11 protein-coding genes and 2 pseudogenes are annotated in these 16,012 nt (G+C 72.5%); 5 read left to right on the forward strand and 8 right to left on the reverse strand.

All coding sequences use genetic code 11. The annotated features are described in order from the left end of the window. Nucleotides 1–26: 26 nt before the first annotated feature. From ACH4E7_RS16630 to ACH4E7_RS16655, 6 genes and pseudogenes are all read right to left on the reverse strand, one after another. On the reverse strand, nt 27–677 hold the full coding sequence (locus ACH4E7_RS16630) for a hypothetical protein (RefSeq protein ID WP_396249770.1): 651 nt from the start codon (nt 675–677) through the stop codon (nt 27–29). Continuing rightward, a complete protein-coding gene (locus tag ACH4E7_RS16635; protein WP_396249771.1) occupies nt 670–2,916 on the reverse strand; it encodes a hypothetical protein in 2,247 nt (748 codons plus the stop codon). Before ACH4E7_RS16635 ends, ACH4E7_RS16630 begins: the two co-directional genes overlap by 8 nt. 10 nt (nt 2,917–2,926) lie before the next feature. Continuing rightward, nucleotides 2,927–3,391: a WXG100 family type VII secretion target gene (locus ACH4E7_RS16640; protein WP_396249772.1), complete on the reverse strand. Its 465-nt coding sequence runs from the start codon at nt 3,389–3,391 to the stop codon at nt 2,927–2,929. Nucleotides 3,392–3,689: 298 nt separating this feature from the next. Beyond that, nucleotides 3,690–4,418 (reverse strand): annotated as a pseudogene (locus tag ACH4E7_RS16645) (putative Ig domain-containing protein); the annotation flags it as partial. A 204-nt stretch (nt 4,419–4,622) separates the two neighbouring features. After that, nucleotides 4,623–5,240: pseudogene (locus tag ACH4E7_RS16650) on the reverse strand (trypsin-like peptidase domain-containing protein); the annotation flags it as partial. A gap of 184 nt (nt 5,241–5,424) precedes the next feature. Beyond that, nucleotides 5,425–6,357: a hypothetical protein gene (locus ACH4E7_RS16655; protein WP_396249773.1), complete on the reverse strand. Its 933-nt coding sequence runs from the start codon at nt 6,355–6,357 to the stop codon at nt 5,425–5,427. 148 nt (nt 6,358–6,505) lie between these two features. On the opposite strand from ACH4E7_RS16655, the gene ACH4E7_RS16660 reads away from it, so the two are divergent. Further along, on the forward strand, nt 6,506–7,627 hold the full coding sequence (locus ACH4E7_RS16660) for an alpha/beta hydrolase (protein ID WP_396249774.1): 1,122 nt from the start codon (nt 6,506–6,508) through the stop codon (nt 7,625–7,627). 71 nt (nt 7,628–7,698) lie between these two features. Beyond that, on the forward strand, nt 7,699–10,143 hold the full coding sequence (locus tag ACH4E7_RS16665) for a glycosyltransferase family 39 protein (RefSeq protein WP_396249775.1): 2,445 nt from the start codon (nt 7,699–7,701) through the stop codon (nt 10,141–10,143). Nucleotides 10,144–10,201: 58 nt separating this feature from the next. Here ACH4E7_RS16665 and ACH4E7_RS16670 read toward each other — a convergent pair whose 3' ends face one another. Both ACH4E7_RS16670 and moaA read right to left on the reverse strand, forming a co-directional pair. Next, complete coding sequence (locus tag ACH4E7_RS16670; protein WP_396249776.1) at nt 10,202–11,767, reverse strand: alpha/beta hydrolase; 1,566 nt, start codon at nt 11,765–11,767, stop codon at nt 10,202–10,204. A gap of 238 nt (nt 11,768–12,005) precedes the next feature. After that, entirely contained in the window at nt 12,006–13,016 is a 1,011-nt protein-coding gene (gene moaA, locus ACH4E7_RS16675) for a GTP 3',8-cyclase MoaA (RefSeq protein WP_396249777.1), read from the reverse strand. A 141-nt stretch (nt 13,017–13,157) separates the two neighbouring features. Between moaA and ACH4E7_RS16680 the strand changes: the two genes are divergently transcribed. From ACH4E7_RS16680 to ACH4E7_RS16690, 3 genes are all read left to right on the forward strand, one after another. After that, nucleotides 13,158–13,760: an NTP transferase domain-containing protein gene (locus ACH4E7_RS16680; RefSeq protein WP_396249778.1), complete on the forward strand. Its 603-nt coding sequence runs from the start codon at nt 13,158–13,160 to the stop codon at nt 13,758–13,760. 175 nt (nt 13,761–13,935) lie between these two features. Further along, complete coding sequence (locus ACH4E7_RS16685; RefSeq protein ID WP_396249779.1) at nt 13,936–14,796, forward strand: hypothetical protein; 861 nt, start codon at nt 13,936–13,938, stop codon at nt 14,794–14,796. A 216-nt stretch (nt 14,797–15,012) separates the two neighbouring features. Next, nucleotides 15,013–15,870 (forward strand): hypothetical protein, encoded by an 858-nt coding sequence (locus tag ACH4E7_RS16690; protein ID WP_396249780.1) that lies wholly within the window; start codon nt 15,013–15,015, stop codon nt 15,868–15,870. Nucleotides 15,871–16,012 lie beyond the last annotated feature (142 nt).

Consider the following 16,012-nt stretch of genomic DNA (forward strand, 5'->3'; position numbering starts at 1 on the left):
TCAGCATAGGGGTGGACCGTGAACGGTCAGGGGCCCGCCGACGGGAAGTTCGCCGCCGTCTCGGGCACGCTGTCCGGCAGGTGCAACGGGTTCGAGCAGGAAAAGTCCGCCACGACGGCCTTGGCGTACTTCAACGCGATGCCCAGGACCGCCCGGTGACTGCTGTCCGACTTCGGACTGTTGTCGCGCGTGAAAACCTGGAGCCCCACGTATGGCGCGCCCAGACGCGTGGTCTCCGGGTTGTCGCACCGGAACCCGAGGCTCACGTCATCCTGCCCGACCCACCCTTGCACGTCCGCACCGAAATCGAGCCGGCTCTTGGGCTTCTTCGCGCCCGCGCCGTAGACGGCGTTCATGACGAACTCGTCCATCGACCACACATTGATCTGCACGATGGGGGCCTCCAGCTCCCGCCGGACCTCGCAGCTCTGACCATTCACCGTGGGGTGGAGCCGCACGCCGTAGTTCAGCCAGTAGTGCTCGACGAACGTCCCGTGCGCGTCATTCGCCAGGGGCTTGAGGTCCGCCCGGGTGAGCACCGACCAGCAGGCGCTGGCGGGTAGTTCCGCCGCTGCGTGTGCCGACCGCCACCACAGCCCGAGCCCGGCTCCGGCGAGGAGCACAGTCGCGGCTCCGCTGGCGAGCCACCGCCGCCGGAGCCGCTTGCCCTCAGCCATTGATGGCCCTCGTGAAGAGCCCGGCGCCGCCGGTCGCACCGTCCCGCGCCGCGTCCGCGGCTGCCGAGGACAGCACTTCGATCTGCTGCGGGTTCAGCCCGGTCCCCTGCACGGCGCTCTCCACCGCCTTCTTGGCTGCGTCGCCCAGCCCTCTGAAGCCCGCGACGTCCGCGTCCGTGGCCGGGTCCGCGGTGTTCGGGTCAGCGATGTGGTAGCTCGACGTCAGCTGGTCGATGAGAAAGTTCGCCGGCAACGACATGCCCTTACCGAGACCGGGAATGTCCCCCAGCAGCCTGCCGCCGGTCATGGCCCAGACCGTCTTCCCCCACATGCCGTTCTGGTCGATGGACTTGTTGTACGCGTCCGCCTGGCCCTTCATCTCGTCCACCAAGCCGGCGGTCCGGCCCGCGGTGAGAATCCCGGCCACCTCACCGCCGGAGTGCGCCGCGTTCTTCACGGCCTGGTCGAACTCGGCGCCATAGGTGTCCCGATCCAGCATCACGTTTTGGATGTGGGCCGTCGTGTAGGCCTGCTGGGCCTGCGCGACGGCCCCGAAGGCATCGGGGTTACGGCCCAGCGCCCCCAGCAGCTTCGCGGTGTTACCCGGGTTCAGGTCCGCCCGGGAACCGTAGGTCGTCAGCGAGTGGTCCTGCGGACTGATCGTCCCCTGCACGTCGCCCATGTAGGCAGCGGTCAGATGGCCCAGACTGGGCGCCAGGTCCGCGAGGTCAGCCCCCTTGCGGAGCAGCTTGGGACCGTCCCCGCTCCCGAAGCGGTCGACCACGTCCTGCATCACCTTCGCCATCTCCGGCGTGTGCTGCGGCAAGGGGGCGTCCTGGGGCGCGTCGAGGGCGCGTCCGGTGGTGGCCGCCTCCAGCGCGTGGCCCAGGGCCAGCATATCGGGCGACTCCGCGTGGCCGCTGGCGAGGTAGTAGTTCCCCTTCGAGATGTCCTGGAGCGGCGAGCGGTCACCCCCCACAGTCAGCGCCGTGAGGTAGTCATTCTTCTGGTGGTCAGCCTTCACCGACCCATCGAGGTTGTACTCCGTCTTCTCGTCGTTGAAGAACTTGGTCGCGGCCTCGGGATTGTGCGCGAGCGCGTCCAGCACGCCCGTCATCGGGTTGAATCCGCCCGCTTGGGAACCTTGCGAGTAGCCCAGCAGCTTCATCTTGTCCAAGTCGGTGTCGAGCCAGGGCGTCGTGGTCCAGAAACCGGGCATCTCACTGAGCTGGGTGACGTGTTCGGCGACCGGGTTGAGGAAGTGCGGGTCGTACGTTCCGGTCCGCAGGATGTTCGCCAGGATCTGGTAGCCGTACGGCTGGACGCTGCCGCTGACCCGGTCGCCGCGCGGCAGGATCTCCGTCCTGGTGGCTCCGGCCCGGCGCAGGCCCGCCTCCCACTCGTCGGACAGGTGCGGGAAGTTGTGGCTGTCGGTGGCGCTGGCCAGCGCCGTGCCGAGGTTCTTCTGGAGGTCGGCGATGGCGGTCGAGCGGTTGCCCTTGTCCGCCGAGGCGACGGCCAGCTGGCCGTAGTACTTGAGGAAGCCGTCCGGTCCCAGCCGGTTGTAGAAGGCGGTGGTGAACTGCGGGTTGTTGGCGTTGGCTTTCAGTGCCTTGTTGAGCTCGTCGAGTTGGGCGTCGGAGAGATTCCCGGCCAGCTTGAGGAGGTCCGCCGCCTTCTTGCCCTGCTCCTCCGGGCCCGTCGACGGCTGGAACGCGGTCTTGCTCTTCCCGGTGGCACCGCCGAGCGCCGCGGCGGCCGCGGTGTCGGCCGCCGTCGCGCGGGCCACGGCCTTCGCGATGTCCTGGCCCACCGACTGGGCCAAAGCCTTGTACGAGGTGGCATAGGTCGGGTCGTGCTTGTCGGCCTCGCTCGTCGGCGCGGGCCAGCTGATGTTGACGCCGTCCGCGTCCACCGTCAGGGAGTTGTCGGCGGCCCTCTTCAACGCCGCGTCCAGGTCCGCCCGGGCGGCGGCGAGTTCGGTGTGTGCGTCCCGCAGCGTCTTGCCGATCGCGCTGGCCTCCTCGAAGGCCGCGTCGAGCTCGTTGCGGGTCTTGGTGATGGTGGCGGCGGCCCGCTCGGCCGCGTCGCCCCGCCAGTTCGATCCCTGGAGCGGCGTGAGGATGTCGCCGGTGAACTCGGAGGAGAGATTCCAGTTGCTCGTCAACGACTCGAAGGCCGAGGCCAGGGTCTCGATGCCCTTGAACGTCTCCTGGCGCAGGTCGGAGTAGGTACTCATGTCACCGGCCTCAGTTCGTCTTCAAGTTCTGGGCGTTCACCTGGTCGGCGCGCGCGTACTGGTCGGCATTGCTGGTCAGACCGGTGGAGATGTCCGCGATCGCCTGGCTGGTCGTCTGCGCCTGCGCCGCCCACATCTCGTGCGCGGCCTGGACCGCCCCCACGATCGCCCAGTCCTTGGACATGCCCTGGAGGCTGCCCTGGAGGTCCTTCCACACGTCCTTGGTGGCCTTGTCGAAGTCGGTGTGCAGGGTGCCCGCGTTGGTCCCCGCCTTGCGCAGCGCCTCCGGGCTCACCTTCACCGTCGGCCCGCCGGGGGCCGCCGTGGCCACCGGTGGCGGCGTCCACCCCGGGGCCGCGGCGCCCGAGGCGGCGGCGGCGAGGTCGGGGAACCGCTTCTTCGCGTCCTCCGTCAGGTTTCCCGACTTGTCGAAGAGCCACGGATTCACCCGTCGCTCGAAATCAAGGTCAGTCACTTGTCTCCGCCCCCAGCCCGTACGGCTCCATGCGGCCGTGAACCGGCGCGAGCGGCGCCGGCGCACGACAGATGATCACGCCGATGAATCGCCCACCCGTTCGACATCAGTCGGCAGCCTAACCATCGGCCGTTGTCGCGTAAAAAAAGCGCTAAAAATCTGAGCGGAACCTGAGCAAAGCGGCCCCGGGGCCTGTCCGTGGCCGCTTTCCACCGCGGCGCGGACGTACGGCGCCTGGCCTGACGGGCCCGGCGGCCGAAGCCACCGGGCCCTTCGAACGTCCAGCCGTCGTACGGCGTCAGCTGGTCTGGATGGAGGTGTCGTCGATCACGAAACTCGTCTGCAGCGAGGAGTCCTCGACGCCGTTGAACTTCAGGGTGACGCTCTGGCCCGCGTAGGACGAGAGGTCGAAGGTGCGCTGCTGGTAGCCGGCCGCGGCGTCCACGTTGGAGTAGGTCTTCAGCGTGGTGCCGTTGACCGACACGGTCAGCTTGTCGTACGCGGTCGAGCCGGTCTCGGCGGTGTCGATGTGCAGCCAGAAGCTCAGCGTCGCCTTGCAGCCCGCCGGGATGGTCACCGTCTGGGACAGCGAGTCGGTGTGGGTGCTGCCGTAGCCGTTCAGCCACGCCTTCCAGCTACCGCCGTGCGCCGCCTGCGAGGAACTGTTGTCGACCACGCCGCTCGAAGCGGTCCACGGCGCCGCCGAGCCGGTCTCGAAGCCCTGGTTGCCCAGCAGCTGCGCCGGGGTGCAGGTACCGCCGCCACCACCGGTGACCGCCCAGGTGAAGCTGGTGGTCCCGGTCTTGCCGGCCGAGTCCTTCACCGTCACCGTCACGTTGGAGCTGCCCGCGGTGGTCGCGGTGCCGGAGATCACGCCGGTGGAGGAGTTGATCGACAGCCCGGCGGGCAGGCCGGTCGCGCTGTACGACAGCGGGGCGGTGCCGCCGGAGGCGTTGATCTGCAGGCTGACCGAGCCACCCACCGCGGTGGACTGGTCACCGGGGCTGCTGACCGAGACGGCACCGGTGCCGGCCGGCTTGGTGAGCAGGCAGCCGGGCACGGTGAGGTCGATGGCCCGGCTGGAGTTCAGGCAGGTGGTGAACCAGTAGGTCTCCTGACCGTAGCTCTGGCCCTTGGTGGCCGTGGTGGTGCCGTCGGCGGCGACCTCGCACGGGTTGTCCAGGGTGCACATCTCACCGTTGTCGTTGCCGGTGTTGTTGATGCCGATGATCCGCCCGCTCGCGGAGTCGATGATCGGCGAGCCGGAGGTGCCGTGGGTGGTGTTGCAGGCGAAGTTGTAGCGCAGCGAGTCGTGGAAGGTCCACTGGTCCTCGCGCAGGGTCGGCACGAACCCGTTGACGGAGCAGTTCCAGACCTGCTTCCAGTACGAGGACGGGATGTACATCGAGGCGCCGTCGCTCGGGTGCGCGTCGTTGATGGTCAGCGCGGTGGCGCCGTACTTGGAGCTGATCGACCCGTAGGTGTCGGTGAGGCGGTAGAGCGCGACGTCGGTGCCGGTCATCGTCGCGTAGAGCACCTGGTCGGCCTGGACGGTGCCGAGGCTGTTACCCGCGCCGTCCAGCAGGGTGCCGCTGCGGCTGGCGCTCTGGTTCTGGATGACCACGCCGGCCGAGGGCATGCTGGGCAGGCAGTGGCCATTGGTGAGCATCATCGCCCGGTCGCCGTCCACGGAGGTGGGGTAACGGACCAGCGAGGCCGAGCAGTTGCTCAGGGCGATGGTGGACGTCAGGTCGGCCGCCTGGACGGCGTGCGCGGGGGCGGCCGCTAAGACCAGCCCGCTCGCGACGACGGCACTCGTACCGGCCATCGCGACAAGTCTCTTGAACATGGCTCTCCTTGTGGGGGATCGCGGGGTGTACGACTGGTCGCCGAGGCCCGCGCGCACGAAAGTGCCATGGTCACTTCAAGAGGTCAACCGTTCCGGCACAACTCGCCACTGTTCGGCTTGTGTTGTGCCACTGGCTGGCAACTTCCCGTCCCGTTATGACCGTTACGCGACGGCAGGATGAACGCTACGGTTGCGGGAAGGAGTTCGGGTCCACATCGTTGGTCTTGGCGTTGCCGTCGGCCACCGGCTGCAGGGTGATCGACCAGGAAGTCGAGGTACGGCCGGTCTCGAACGGGAAGTTGTCCTCGAACTTGGTGAACCCGCAGCTCTGCGTGAAGGCCTTGGCCTCGGAGTCCCAGTCCGCGCCCTCGGAGACGAAGACGTCATACGTTCCGTCCTCCACGCCCTCGAGGTCGGCCTTCTGCCCCTTGGCCACGAACATCGAGTGCACCGTCTTGCCGTTCAGCACCAGCGAGACGACGGCGTCCTTCTTGGTGCCGTTGTCGACCTTGAACACGCCGTCGCCGCGCAGCTTGCCCTTGCTGACCATCGTGCCGTTGTCCAGCGAGCGGGACTGCTGCTTCGGCAGCTGCGGGACGGCGAAGGTGGTCGAGTAGCCGGCCTCCGCCATCTTGCTCAGGGCCGCCGACACCTCCGCCACCCCCTGCGAGGCGCCGAGCTCGGCCTCGGCCGAGCCCAGGGCGCAGACGCCGTGGGACTTGATGTCACCGCGGACCGTGGTCGCGTCCTTGGCGAGCAGCTTCAGCGCGGCCACCAGCACGGTCTGGTCCTTGGAGACCGCGGCCGGCTGGTCCGCCTTGCTCAGGCTCGCGGCGGCCGTCTGCGCGCTGGTGGAGACGGTGGTGAGCACGGTGCCGAGGTCGGCGAGGTTCTTGGCCCCCGCCACCTGGGCGAGCGCGGCGTTGAGCGGGTCGATGCTCGCGCTGAGCACCGGGCCGTACGGCGTCGGCGTCGGCGTCGGCGTGACCTGAGGCGCGGTCAGGCCCGTCGCCGTACCGGTGGACGAGGAGCGGGTGTCATCGCCCCCACCGCCGGAGCAGGCCGCGAGCAGCAGCGCCATACCGACGGCCAGACCGGCCTTGCCGAAGGACCTCATGACCCCACCCCATTGACACCCGGCGCGCACAGCGCGCGCACACCCCGTGACATGCTGCCGAGCACGGACCGCCCGGTCAACAGGTTTCAATAGATCACCCGAAGGGGCCGTCCCGGCCCACCCATCTGGGTCAACTACGATCGGGCTCGTGCTCAGTCTCACCGGCCTTCCCCTCCAGATCGTCGCCTGCGTCCTCGCGATCGCCGTCTTCGCCGCCACCATGTGGCTCTGGCCGCGGTTCGGCGGGAAGGGCTGGAAGGCCTGGGCCGGCCGGATCGGCGCCTTCCTGGCGACCCAGGTGGCGGTGCTGGCCGCGATGGGGCTGATCGCCAACAGCTACTTCGGCTTCTACAGCTCCTGGACCGACCTGCTCGGCACCAGCGGCAAGCTCGGCACGGTGGTCGACCACTCGCCGAACGCCTCCGGCGTGGCCGTCACCGGCCAGCAGAGCTTCTACTCGGCGCAGGGCTCGGAGCCCGAGCGCTCCGGGCTGATCCAGAAGGTCGACGTCAAAGGAGCCGGCAGCGGCCTGACCACCGAGGCGTACGTCTACCTGCCGCCGCAGTACTTCCAGCCGGGCTTCGCCAAGCAGCGCTTCCCGATGGCCCTGGTGCTCACCGGCTACCCGGGCACCCCGGAGAAGCTGATCTCGCTGATGCAGTACCCGGCGTCGACCCTCGACGCGATCGAGCAGAAGAAGCTGCCGCCCACCATCCTGGTGATGACCCGCCCCACCCTGGTCGGCGACCGGGACACCGAGTGCGTCGACGTGCCGAACGGCCCCCAGGTGGAGACCTTCTTCACCAGCGACCTGCCCAAGGCCCTCGCCACCACCTACCGGATCGGCACCGACCCGGCGAACCGGGCCGTGATCGGCAACTCCACCGGCGGCTACTGCGCGCTCAAGTTCGCGCTGCGCAAGCCCGACAGCTACCCCGCCGCGGTCGCGCTCTCCGGCTACTACAGCGCGGCCCACGACCCGACCACCGGCGACCTGTTCGGCGGCAACGACAAGCTGAAGCAGGAGAACGACCTGCTGTGGCGGCTGAAGAACCAGCCCGCCGCCCCGGTCTCGCTGCTGCTGACCACCGCGAACGACGAGAACAACTACGAGGAGACCCAGGCCATGGTCGGCGCCTTCAAGGCCCCGACCAAGATGTCCACCATCACCCTGGACACCGCCGGCCACAACTTCCACACCTGGACCCGGGAGATCCCCCCGGCCCTGGAGTGGCTGGGCAAGCACATCACCATGCCGACCGCCGCATAGGCGGGCAGATCACACCCGTCTCACAGCCCCGTCTCACGGTTCTCTCAGCCGCGCCACGCACGGTATGGCGCATGACCACGAGCAGCTACTCCCCTCCGGCCGGCGACCCGTGGCCCGAGGCCGCGAAGTACCCGCCGCCGGAGGTGCCGCAGCCGGGCGCCGACCGGCCGGACCCGGCACCGCTCTTCCCCGAGCAGCCCCTGCCGCCCGCCGGCCCCAAGGGCCCCGCCTCCTGGTCCGGACGGCTGCGCACCCTCCCGGCCCGCGCCTGGCGCGGCCGCGCGGACGACCCGCGTTGGGTGCGCCCGGCCCTGCTGGCGCTGCTGGCCGCGACCGCCGTCCTCTACCTGTGGGGCCTGAGCGCCTCCGGGTGGGCCAACGCCTTCTACTCGGCCGCCGTCCAGGCCGGCAGCCAGAGCTGGAAGGCCTTCTTCTTCGGCTCCTCCGACGCCGCCAACTTCATCACCGTCGACAAGCCCCCGGCGTCGCTGTGGCCGATGGCGCTGTCGGCCCGGATCTTCGGCCTCTCCTCCTGGTCGCTCCTCGCCCCGCAGGCGCTGATGGGCGCCGCCACCGTCGGCGTGCTGTACGCGACGGTGCGCCGCCGCTTCTCCCCGATCGGCGGTCTGCTGGCCGGCGCGGCGCTGGCGCTGACCCCGGTGGCGGCGCTGATGTTCCGCTTCAACAACCCGGACGCGCTGCTGGTGCTGCTGCTCACCCTGTCCGCGTACGGGCTGGTGCGTGCGATCGAGACGGCGAGCACCCGGTGGTTGGTGTTCACCGGGGTGATGTTCGGGTTCGCCTTCCTCACCAAGACCCTGGCGGCCTTCCTGATCCTGCCCGCCTTCGCGGTGATCTACCTGGTCGTGGCGCCCACCGGCTTCTGGAGGCGGGTGCGGCAGACCCTGCTCGCGGGTGCGGCCGTCGTCGTCTCCGGCGGCTGGTGGGTGGCGATCGTCGAGCTGCTGCCCGCCTCGGCCCGCCCGTACGTCGGCGGCTCGCAGGACAACAGCTTCCTGTCGCTCACCTTCGGCTACAACGGCCTGGGCCGGGTCGACGGCAACGAGCGCGGCAGCGTGGGCGGCGGCGGACGGCTGCCGGCCGGGCTCGACCTGCCGGGCGGCGCGATGCGCAACCGGGGCTGGGGCCAGACCGGCATCACCCGGCTGTTCGGCAGCGACATCGGCGGGCAGATCGCCTGGCTGCTGCCGGCCGCGCTGATCCTGCTGGTGGTCGGCCTCTGGGCGACCCGCCGCTACGCCCGGCCCGACACCGCCCGCGCGGCCTTCCTGGTCTGGGGCGGCTGGCTGATCTCCACCGCGCTGATCTTCAGCTTCATGTCCGGGATCTTCCACCAGTACTACACGGTGGCGCTGGCCCCGGCCGTCGCGGCGCTGTTCGGCATGGGCGTGGACGGGCTGTGGCGGGCGCGGCACCGGCTGCCGTACGCGCTGCTGCTGGCGGGCGTGCTCGCGGTGACGGCGGTGTGGGCCTTCGTCCTGCTCGGGCGCAGCTCCGACTTCCTGCCCTGGCTGCGCTGGGCGGTGCTGGTCGGCGGACTGGTCGCGGCGGCCGCGCTGGTGGCCGGGCAGTTCGCCGGGAAGGTGTCCGGACGGACGGGCGCGCGGATCGCCTCGGTGGCCGGCCTGCTGGGCCTGGCGGCGGCGCTCGGCGGTCCGGCGGCGTACGCGGTGGACACCGTGGACACCGCCCACAACGGCTCGATCATCACCGCCGGGCCCTCCGTGAAGGGCGCGTTCGGGCCGGGCGGCGCGGGGCGCAAGGGCGCCAAGGGCTTCCCGGGCAACGGCCGGATGTTCGGCCAGGGCGGCCAGGGCGGTCAAGGCGGTCAAGGCGGCCAGGGCGGTCAGGGCTTCGGCGGCCAGGGCGGCTTCCCGGGCGGGGCCGGCGGTCAGGGCTCGCACGGGCAGAACGGCTTCCCTGGCGGCTTCCCCGGCTTCCCGGGCGGCAACGGCGCCGGCGGCCGGGGCGGCAACGGCGGCAACGGCTCCGACGGCACCGGTGGCCGCCACGAGCGCGGCGGCACCACCGGCTTCCCCGGTCTCCAGGACCCCGAAGGCATGGGCCCCGGCGGCTTCGCGGGCGGCATGGGCGGCCTGCTGGGCGGCACCAAGGTCAGCGACGAGGCCGCGGCCCTGGTCTCGCAGGACGCCGACCACTACACCTGGGCGGCCGCCACCAGCGGTTCGCAGAACGCCGCGAGCTACCAACTCGCCACCGGCCGACCGGTGATGGCGCTCGGCGGCTTCAACGGGACCGACCCCTCGCTCAGCCTGGCGGACTTCCAGAAGTACGTCCAGGAGGGCAAGGTGCACTGGTTCATCGGTGGCGGCTCCCACCGCGGCTTCGGCGGCCCGGGCGGCGAAGGCGGCCAGGGCGGCGAAGGCGGCCAGCAGACCGAGTCCGCCCAGATCGAGGCCTGGGTGACCGGCCACTTCACCGCCAAGACGGTCGGCGGCGCCACCTTCTACGACCTGACGGCCCCGCAGTCCTGACCCCGACTCCCCAGGGGGCGTACCGCGTTCGCGCGGTGCGCCCCCTTCGCGTGCACCGTCAGTCGGACGGGCAGCGCGTCCCGGCCGCCGGCATCCGGCCGTCCACCAGGAAAGCGGTGACGGCGTCGCGCACGCACCCGCTCTTGTCGTACGCGATGTGCCCGTCGCCGTCGCGGGTGAGCAGCACGGCGTGCGGCAGTCCGGCCGCCATCCGCTGCGCCCACGGGTAGGGGGTGACCGGGTCGCCGGTGGAGCCGACCACCAGGATCGGGGCGCTGCCGGGCGCGGTCACGGTGTGCGGCCGCTCCGGCGAACGGTAGGGCCAGGGGCGGCAGTCCGGGACGAACAGGGTGGCGCCGGGGTCGTGCCGGGTGGTCAGTGGGGCCTTGGCGGCGAGGTCGGCGAGGGCCGCGTCCACCTCCTGCCCGGTGGGCGCCATCGGGGCGTCCGCGCAGTGGATGGCCGCGAAGGCGTCCGCGGCGGTCTCGTAACGGCCGTCCTCCTCACGGCCGTTGGCGCCGTCGGCGAGCTTGAGCAGTTCGTCGACGTCACCGTGGGCGAGGGCCGGTTCGAGGGCGCCGCGCAGCCGCTGGAAGGAGCGGGCGCCGTCGTTGAGCGCGTCGATGACGCCGGCCCAGCCGAGCGCGGCGGTGACGGTACGGCCGTCGGAGGCGCGCAGCGGGTGGTCCTTGAGGCCGTCGAGGAAGTCCGCGAGCCGGTTCGGGGCGGTGGCCGGGTCGCTGCCGAGCGGGCAGGAGCCGCCGTCGGCGGCGCAGTCGGCGGCGAAGGCGCGGAACTCGGCCTCCATGGCGACGGCCTGTTCGCCGTTGAGGTGCACCAGGTCGGTGCTGCGCTCGACAGCGCCGTCGAGGACGAGCCGGCCGGTGCGGTCGGGGAACTCCTCGGCGTAGAGGGCGCCGAGGTAGGTGCCGTAGGAGAGGCCGAGGAAGTCGAGCTTGCGCTCGCCGAGAGCGCCGCGCAGCACGTCCATGTCCCGGGCGCTGTCGCGGGTGCCGAGGTGCGGCAGCAGGTCGGCGTGCCGGTCCTGGCAGGCGTCGGCGAGGATCCGGCCATGGTCGTAGGTCGGGTCGTCGGTGCTGGTCCACTCCTCGCGGGTGCGGTCGTCCAGGCAGTGCACGGGGGTGGTGTCGCCGGCGCCGCGCGGGTCGAAGCCGACCAGGTCGTAGTGGTCGTGCAGCGGGCCGTAGCCCTTCCAGCGCCAGCGGGCCATGCCGACTCCGGAGCCGCCGGGTCCGCCGGGGTTGAGCAGCAGGGAGCCGAGCCGCGCGTCGGGGTGGGCGGCAGGCACCCGGGCGACGGCGACCCCGATGGTGCGACCGCCGGGGTCGGCGTAGTCCAGCGGGACCTTGAGCGTGGCGCACTGCACGACCGGCTCGTCCTGGTCGCCGTCGCCCTGGTCGGGGCAGGGAGTCCAGTCGATCCGCTGGTCGTAGAACCCCTTCAGGGCCGGGGAGGTGTCGACGGCGACCCGCTCGGCGAGCGGCGGGCGGGTGGTCGGGGCGCCCGAGGCGTGCCGGCCGCCCGGGCCGGTGCAGCCGGCCGGCAGGGCGAGCAGGAGGGCGGCGAGGGCGGGCAGGGCGCGCCGCGGGAGGCGGGGGATCAACGGGGCCACCGCCCACGAATACCACCCGCCCCCGGCCCGTGGCACACCGCACCGGCCTCATACCCACCCGGGGGATCGCCCGGCGGTCGCCCGGGAGGTCTCTCGGGAGGTCTCTCGGGGGGTCGCTCGGGGATCCGCTCGGGAGGTCTCTCGGGGGTCGCTCGGGAGGTCGCCTGAGGCATCGGCCGACGCCACGGGGGCCCCAAGGAGCTTGTCGGAGCTCACACTTCGCCGGCTGTCAGCCGCCGATGGCGGACATCGGGCGGTCGGGGCGGACGAACTCGGCGCTGTTGACGGCGTGTCCGGGCCCCTTGCCCGCCACCGAGGTCCGCCAGGCCGCCTCGATGCGGTCGTCGTCCGCGCCGCCGCGCAGCAGGGCGCGCAGATCGGACTCCTCGGTGGCGAACAGGCAGTTGCGCAGCTGCCCGTCGGCGGTCAGCCGCACCCGGTCGCAGCCGCCGCAGAACGGGCGGGTCACCGAGGCGATCACGCCGACCACCGCCTGCGTCCCAGCGATCCGCCACTCCTCCGCGGGGGCGTTGCCGTGCCGCCCGGCCGGCACCAGGTCGAAGCGCTCGCCCAGCCGCGCCAGGATCTCGTCCGCCGTCACCATCGCGTCGCGCTCCCAAGCGCCCTGCGCGTCCAGGGGCATGGACTCGATGAAGCGCATCCGGTAGCCGTGCTCGACGGCGAACTCGACCAGCGGGACGATCTCGTCCTCGTTCACCCCGCGCACCGGCACCACGTTGATCTTCACCGGGTCCAGCCCGGCGGCCTTCGCCGCCGCCAGCCCGGCGAGCACATCGCCGATCCGGTCCCGCCGGGTGAGCGCCGCGAAGCGCTCCGGCCGCAGGGTGTCCAGGCTGACGTTCACCCGCCCCAGTCCCGCCTCCCGCAGCCCGACGGCCGTACGGGCCAGGCCGATCCCGTTGGTCGTCAGCGACAGTTCCACCCCCAGCGCCGCCAGCCGCCCGACCAGCCCCACCACCCCTCGCCGCAGCAACGGCTCCCCGCCCGTCAGCCGCACCGAGCGGATCCCGAGCCGCTCCACGGCGATCCGCACCAGCCGCACCAGCTCGTCGTCGTCGAGCACCGCGGCCCGGGCGAGCCAGTCCAGCCCCTCCGCCGGCATGCAGTACGTGCAGCGCAGATTGCAGCGGTCGGTCAGCGAGACCCGCAGATCGGTGTGGACCCGGCCGAAGCGGTCCACCAGCGGGCGGCGCGGCTCGGTGTTCGGTGCGGTGTTCATCGGCCCAGTACAGAGGGCGGGCGCCCGCGAGGCCAGCGGCCGAACAGCCGGGGACCGCCCGCGACCTGCGTCTTCACCTTGTGGATTCGTACAACCGCGGGGGTGCTGCGCGACCCCGGCCCCACCGGGCAGGCTGGGCCCATGCAGAACGCAGCAGCCGCCGTCCCGGCCCTCGTCCTCGCCGCCGGAGGCGGGCGCCGTCTCGGCGGGCGGCCCAAGGCGCTGGTCCGGTACGCGGGCCGGCCACTGGTGGAGCACGCGGTGGCCACCGTACGGGCCGGCGGCTGCCCGGACGTGACGGTGGTGCTCGGGGCGGAGGGCGAGCGGGTGCGGGCCACCGCGCACCTGCCGGGCTGCCGGCTGGTGGCCAACCCGGACTGGGCGGACGGCATGGGCTCCTCGCTGCGGGCCGGGCTGGCCGCCCTGCCGCCCGGGGCCCCGGCGGTGCTGGTGATGCTGGTGGACACCCCGGGCGTCACCCCGGCCGCGGTGGCCCGGCTGCTGGCCGCGCACCGGGCGGGCGCCGAGCTGGCCGCGGCGGCGTACGACGGGCGGCGCGGGCACCCGGTGTTGATCGGCGCCCGGCACTTCGCGGAGGCGGCCGCGGGGGCCGCCGGCGACGCCGGGGCCCGCGCCCTGCTGGCGGCGCGCGCCGGGGAACTGGTCCTGGTCGAGTGCGCGGACGTGGCCCTCCCGGACGACCTGGACACCCCCGCCGACCTGGCACGCTGGTCCGCGCACTGAGCACCGTCCGCACGCCGACCGCGCATCCTCCCCGCGATGGGTGTCGGCATCGCCCCTGCGGAGCGGCGTCCCCTGATCCGTCCCTGAGGATTGCCCCATTCCGCGCCCAGAACCGGACGTTTCGGGGAGCATGGAAACCGTCCCACCCACCCGACACCGACGGACGGAGCCCGCGATGGCAGGACTGCCCGACGACTTCACCGGACACGACCCCGCGCGGCCAGGGCCCGGGGCGGGCGGTGGCGCCCGGGCGATCCGCTGCCCCGCCTGCCGCCGCGAGCACCTGTACGAGCCGCCGTCGCTGCCGTGTCCGTGCGGCGCCTCGCTGAAGGTGCCGCTGCTGCGCGGCGGGGTGCCGGTGCAGGTGCGGTTCCGCTCCTGGGAGGACTCCTGGCTGAGCATGCGCTGCCCGCACTGCGGCCGCTCCGACCAGTGGCCGCAGCCCGAGTTCACCTGCAACTGCGGGGCCACCGTCCGACTCCCGGTGGACCGCGCCACCCGGCTGGGCAGCGGTACGGCCGGCCCGCTCGCCGCCCCCGGCCCGCAGGCCTCCCGCCCGCACCCGGCCCACCCGATGAGCGCCCCGGTGCCGGCCCCGCCCGCGCCGCCCGGGGGCTCGGCCGGGCGCTCCCGCCCGTTCCGCCACCGCACGCCGTTCCGCCCGCACCCGGTGCGCACCTCGCAGGACGCGGTGTTCACCGCCGCCCGCTACCTGGAGTGGCTGGGCTTCGACGACCTGGAGCTGACCGAGGCTCAGGAGCGCGACGGGGTGACCCTGTTGGGCAGCCGGATGGTCGCCCAGGTGGACACCTGGACCGAGCCGGCCGACGTGAAGTCGGTCGAGTGCCTGTGGCTGCAGACCCTGCACGCCGAGGAGATGGCCGCCGCCATGTTCACCCTGGCCGGGTACTCGCACCAGGCCACCGTGCGCGGCGAACAGCTGCTGGTCGCCCTGTTCAGCCTGGACCTGGCCGGCGTTCCGCAGCCCGCCAACGGCGCCGCCGAGGCCCTGATGGAGACCGGCTGGACCTCCTGACCGCCGCCGGCCGCCGTCCGACCACCCCACTAGATCATTTCCCCACCAAAAGCAACAACCTCCGCTCGTGATCTGGTGCACAAGCTCACCCCCGTGTTGAATTGCCGCCACAGCGTGGGCCTTTCGCCCTGCCGTCACCATGCGAACGGACCGTGACGGTCGGGCCTCAGGGGCAGGTCCGCGCCCTTGCCGGATGGCGCACACAAGGAGGTGGCGTTGTCGGAGCACGGATGGGACCCGAGCGATCCGGACGGGCGGGGGCGGGCGGCAGCGGAGGAACCGGGCGACACCGTGTGGCGGCTGCGATCCCGGGGGTGCTGGCAGGAGGCCGCCGAACTGCTGCGCCCGGCCGCCGAACACGACCCGACGGCCGCCCTAGCGCGGGCCGAACTCCTCATCGAGCAGTGCCTGTTCACCGCCGCGCACTGGACCCAGGCGGAACAGGCGCTGCGACTGGCCGAGGCCCTGGCGGAGGGCACCGAGCAGCGCGCGGCCGCCGCCTGCGCCCGCGGCTTCCTGGCGTACCTGGCGAGCGTGCTCGGCCCCCGCGACCGACTGGACGAGGCCCAGGCCGCGCTCGGCCGCACCTCGGCCCTGCTGCCGCCGGACGCGCCGGGCCGCCCGTTGCTGGACTTCCGGCGCGGGCTGGTCGCCGAGAACCTGCTGCGCGACCGCAGCGCCGCCTGGATCGCCTACCGGAGGGCGCACGAGGGCGCGGGCGAGCGGGGGGACGAACTGCTGCGCTCGTACACCTGGCGACACCTGGCCGCGCTGGCGCTCTCACGCGGGGACCGCGGGAACGCCCGGGAGGGGTTCGACGCCTCGCTGCGGCTGCGCGAGCAACTCGGCTTCACGGTGGGGGTGGCGCCGGCGCTCGCGGCGCTCGCCGAGGTGTCCGAGCCGGCCGAGGCGACGCGGCTGCGCGCCGAGGCCGCCCGGCTGGTGCACGCCCTGGGCGGGGTGCCGGTCTGGCTCGCACGCCAGCTGTCCGCCACGCCCCCGGGCACCGCCCGCGCGCCGGGGCCTCGCCCGGACGGATGCATCACCGGCGAGACCCGGGGAACAATCAGCTAAGGTGAGCCTAACCTGTCCGGGGTGAGCAGCGCCCCGGACGGGTCGCCTTGCCGTTCCCCGGGCACCGCCGTGCCCCGGTCCGACCGGGCCCGGTCGCCGTGGCGTCCGGGCCCGCCGGGCGGTCCAGCGGCGGCCCCGGTCG

It is taken from the genome of Kitasatospora sp. NPDC018058 (assembly GCF_044327205.1).
Lineage (GTDB): Bacteria > Actinomycetota > Actinomycetes > Streptomycetales > Streptomycetaceae > Kitasatospora.

Excerpts from the sequence above, each read along its gene's own strand:
- ACH4E7_RS16630 (WP_396249770.1), bottom strand. The coding sequence starts at position 677 with ATGGCTGAGGGCAAGCGGCTCCGGCGGCGGTGGCTCGCCAGCGGAGCC.
- ACH4E7_RS16635 (WP_396249771.1), bottom strand. The coding sequence starts at position 2,916 with ATGAGTACCTACTCCGACCTGCGCCAGGAGACGTTCAAGGGCATCGAG.
- ACH4E7_RS16655 (WP_396249773.1), bottom strand. The coding sequence starts at position 6,357 with ATGAGGTCCTTCGGCAAGGCCGGTCTGGCCGTCGGTATGGCGCTGCTG.
- ACH4E7_RS16665 (WP_396249775.1), top strand. The coding sequence starts at position 7,699 with ATGACCACGAGCAGCTACTCCCCTCCGGCCGGCGACCCGTGGCCCGAG.
- moaA (WP_396249777.1), bottom strand. The coding sequence starts at position 13,016 with ATGAACACCGCACCGAACACCGAGCCGCGCCGCCCGCTGGTGGACCGC.
- ACH4E7_RS16680 (WP_396249778.1), top strand. The coding sequence starts at position 13,158 with ATGCAGAACGCAGCAGCCGCCGTCCCGGCCCTCGTCCTCGCCGCCGGA.
- ACH4E7_RS16685 (WP_396249779.1), top strand. The coding sequence starts at position 13,936 with ATGGCAGGACTGCCCGACGACTTCACCGGACACGACCCCGCGCGGCCA.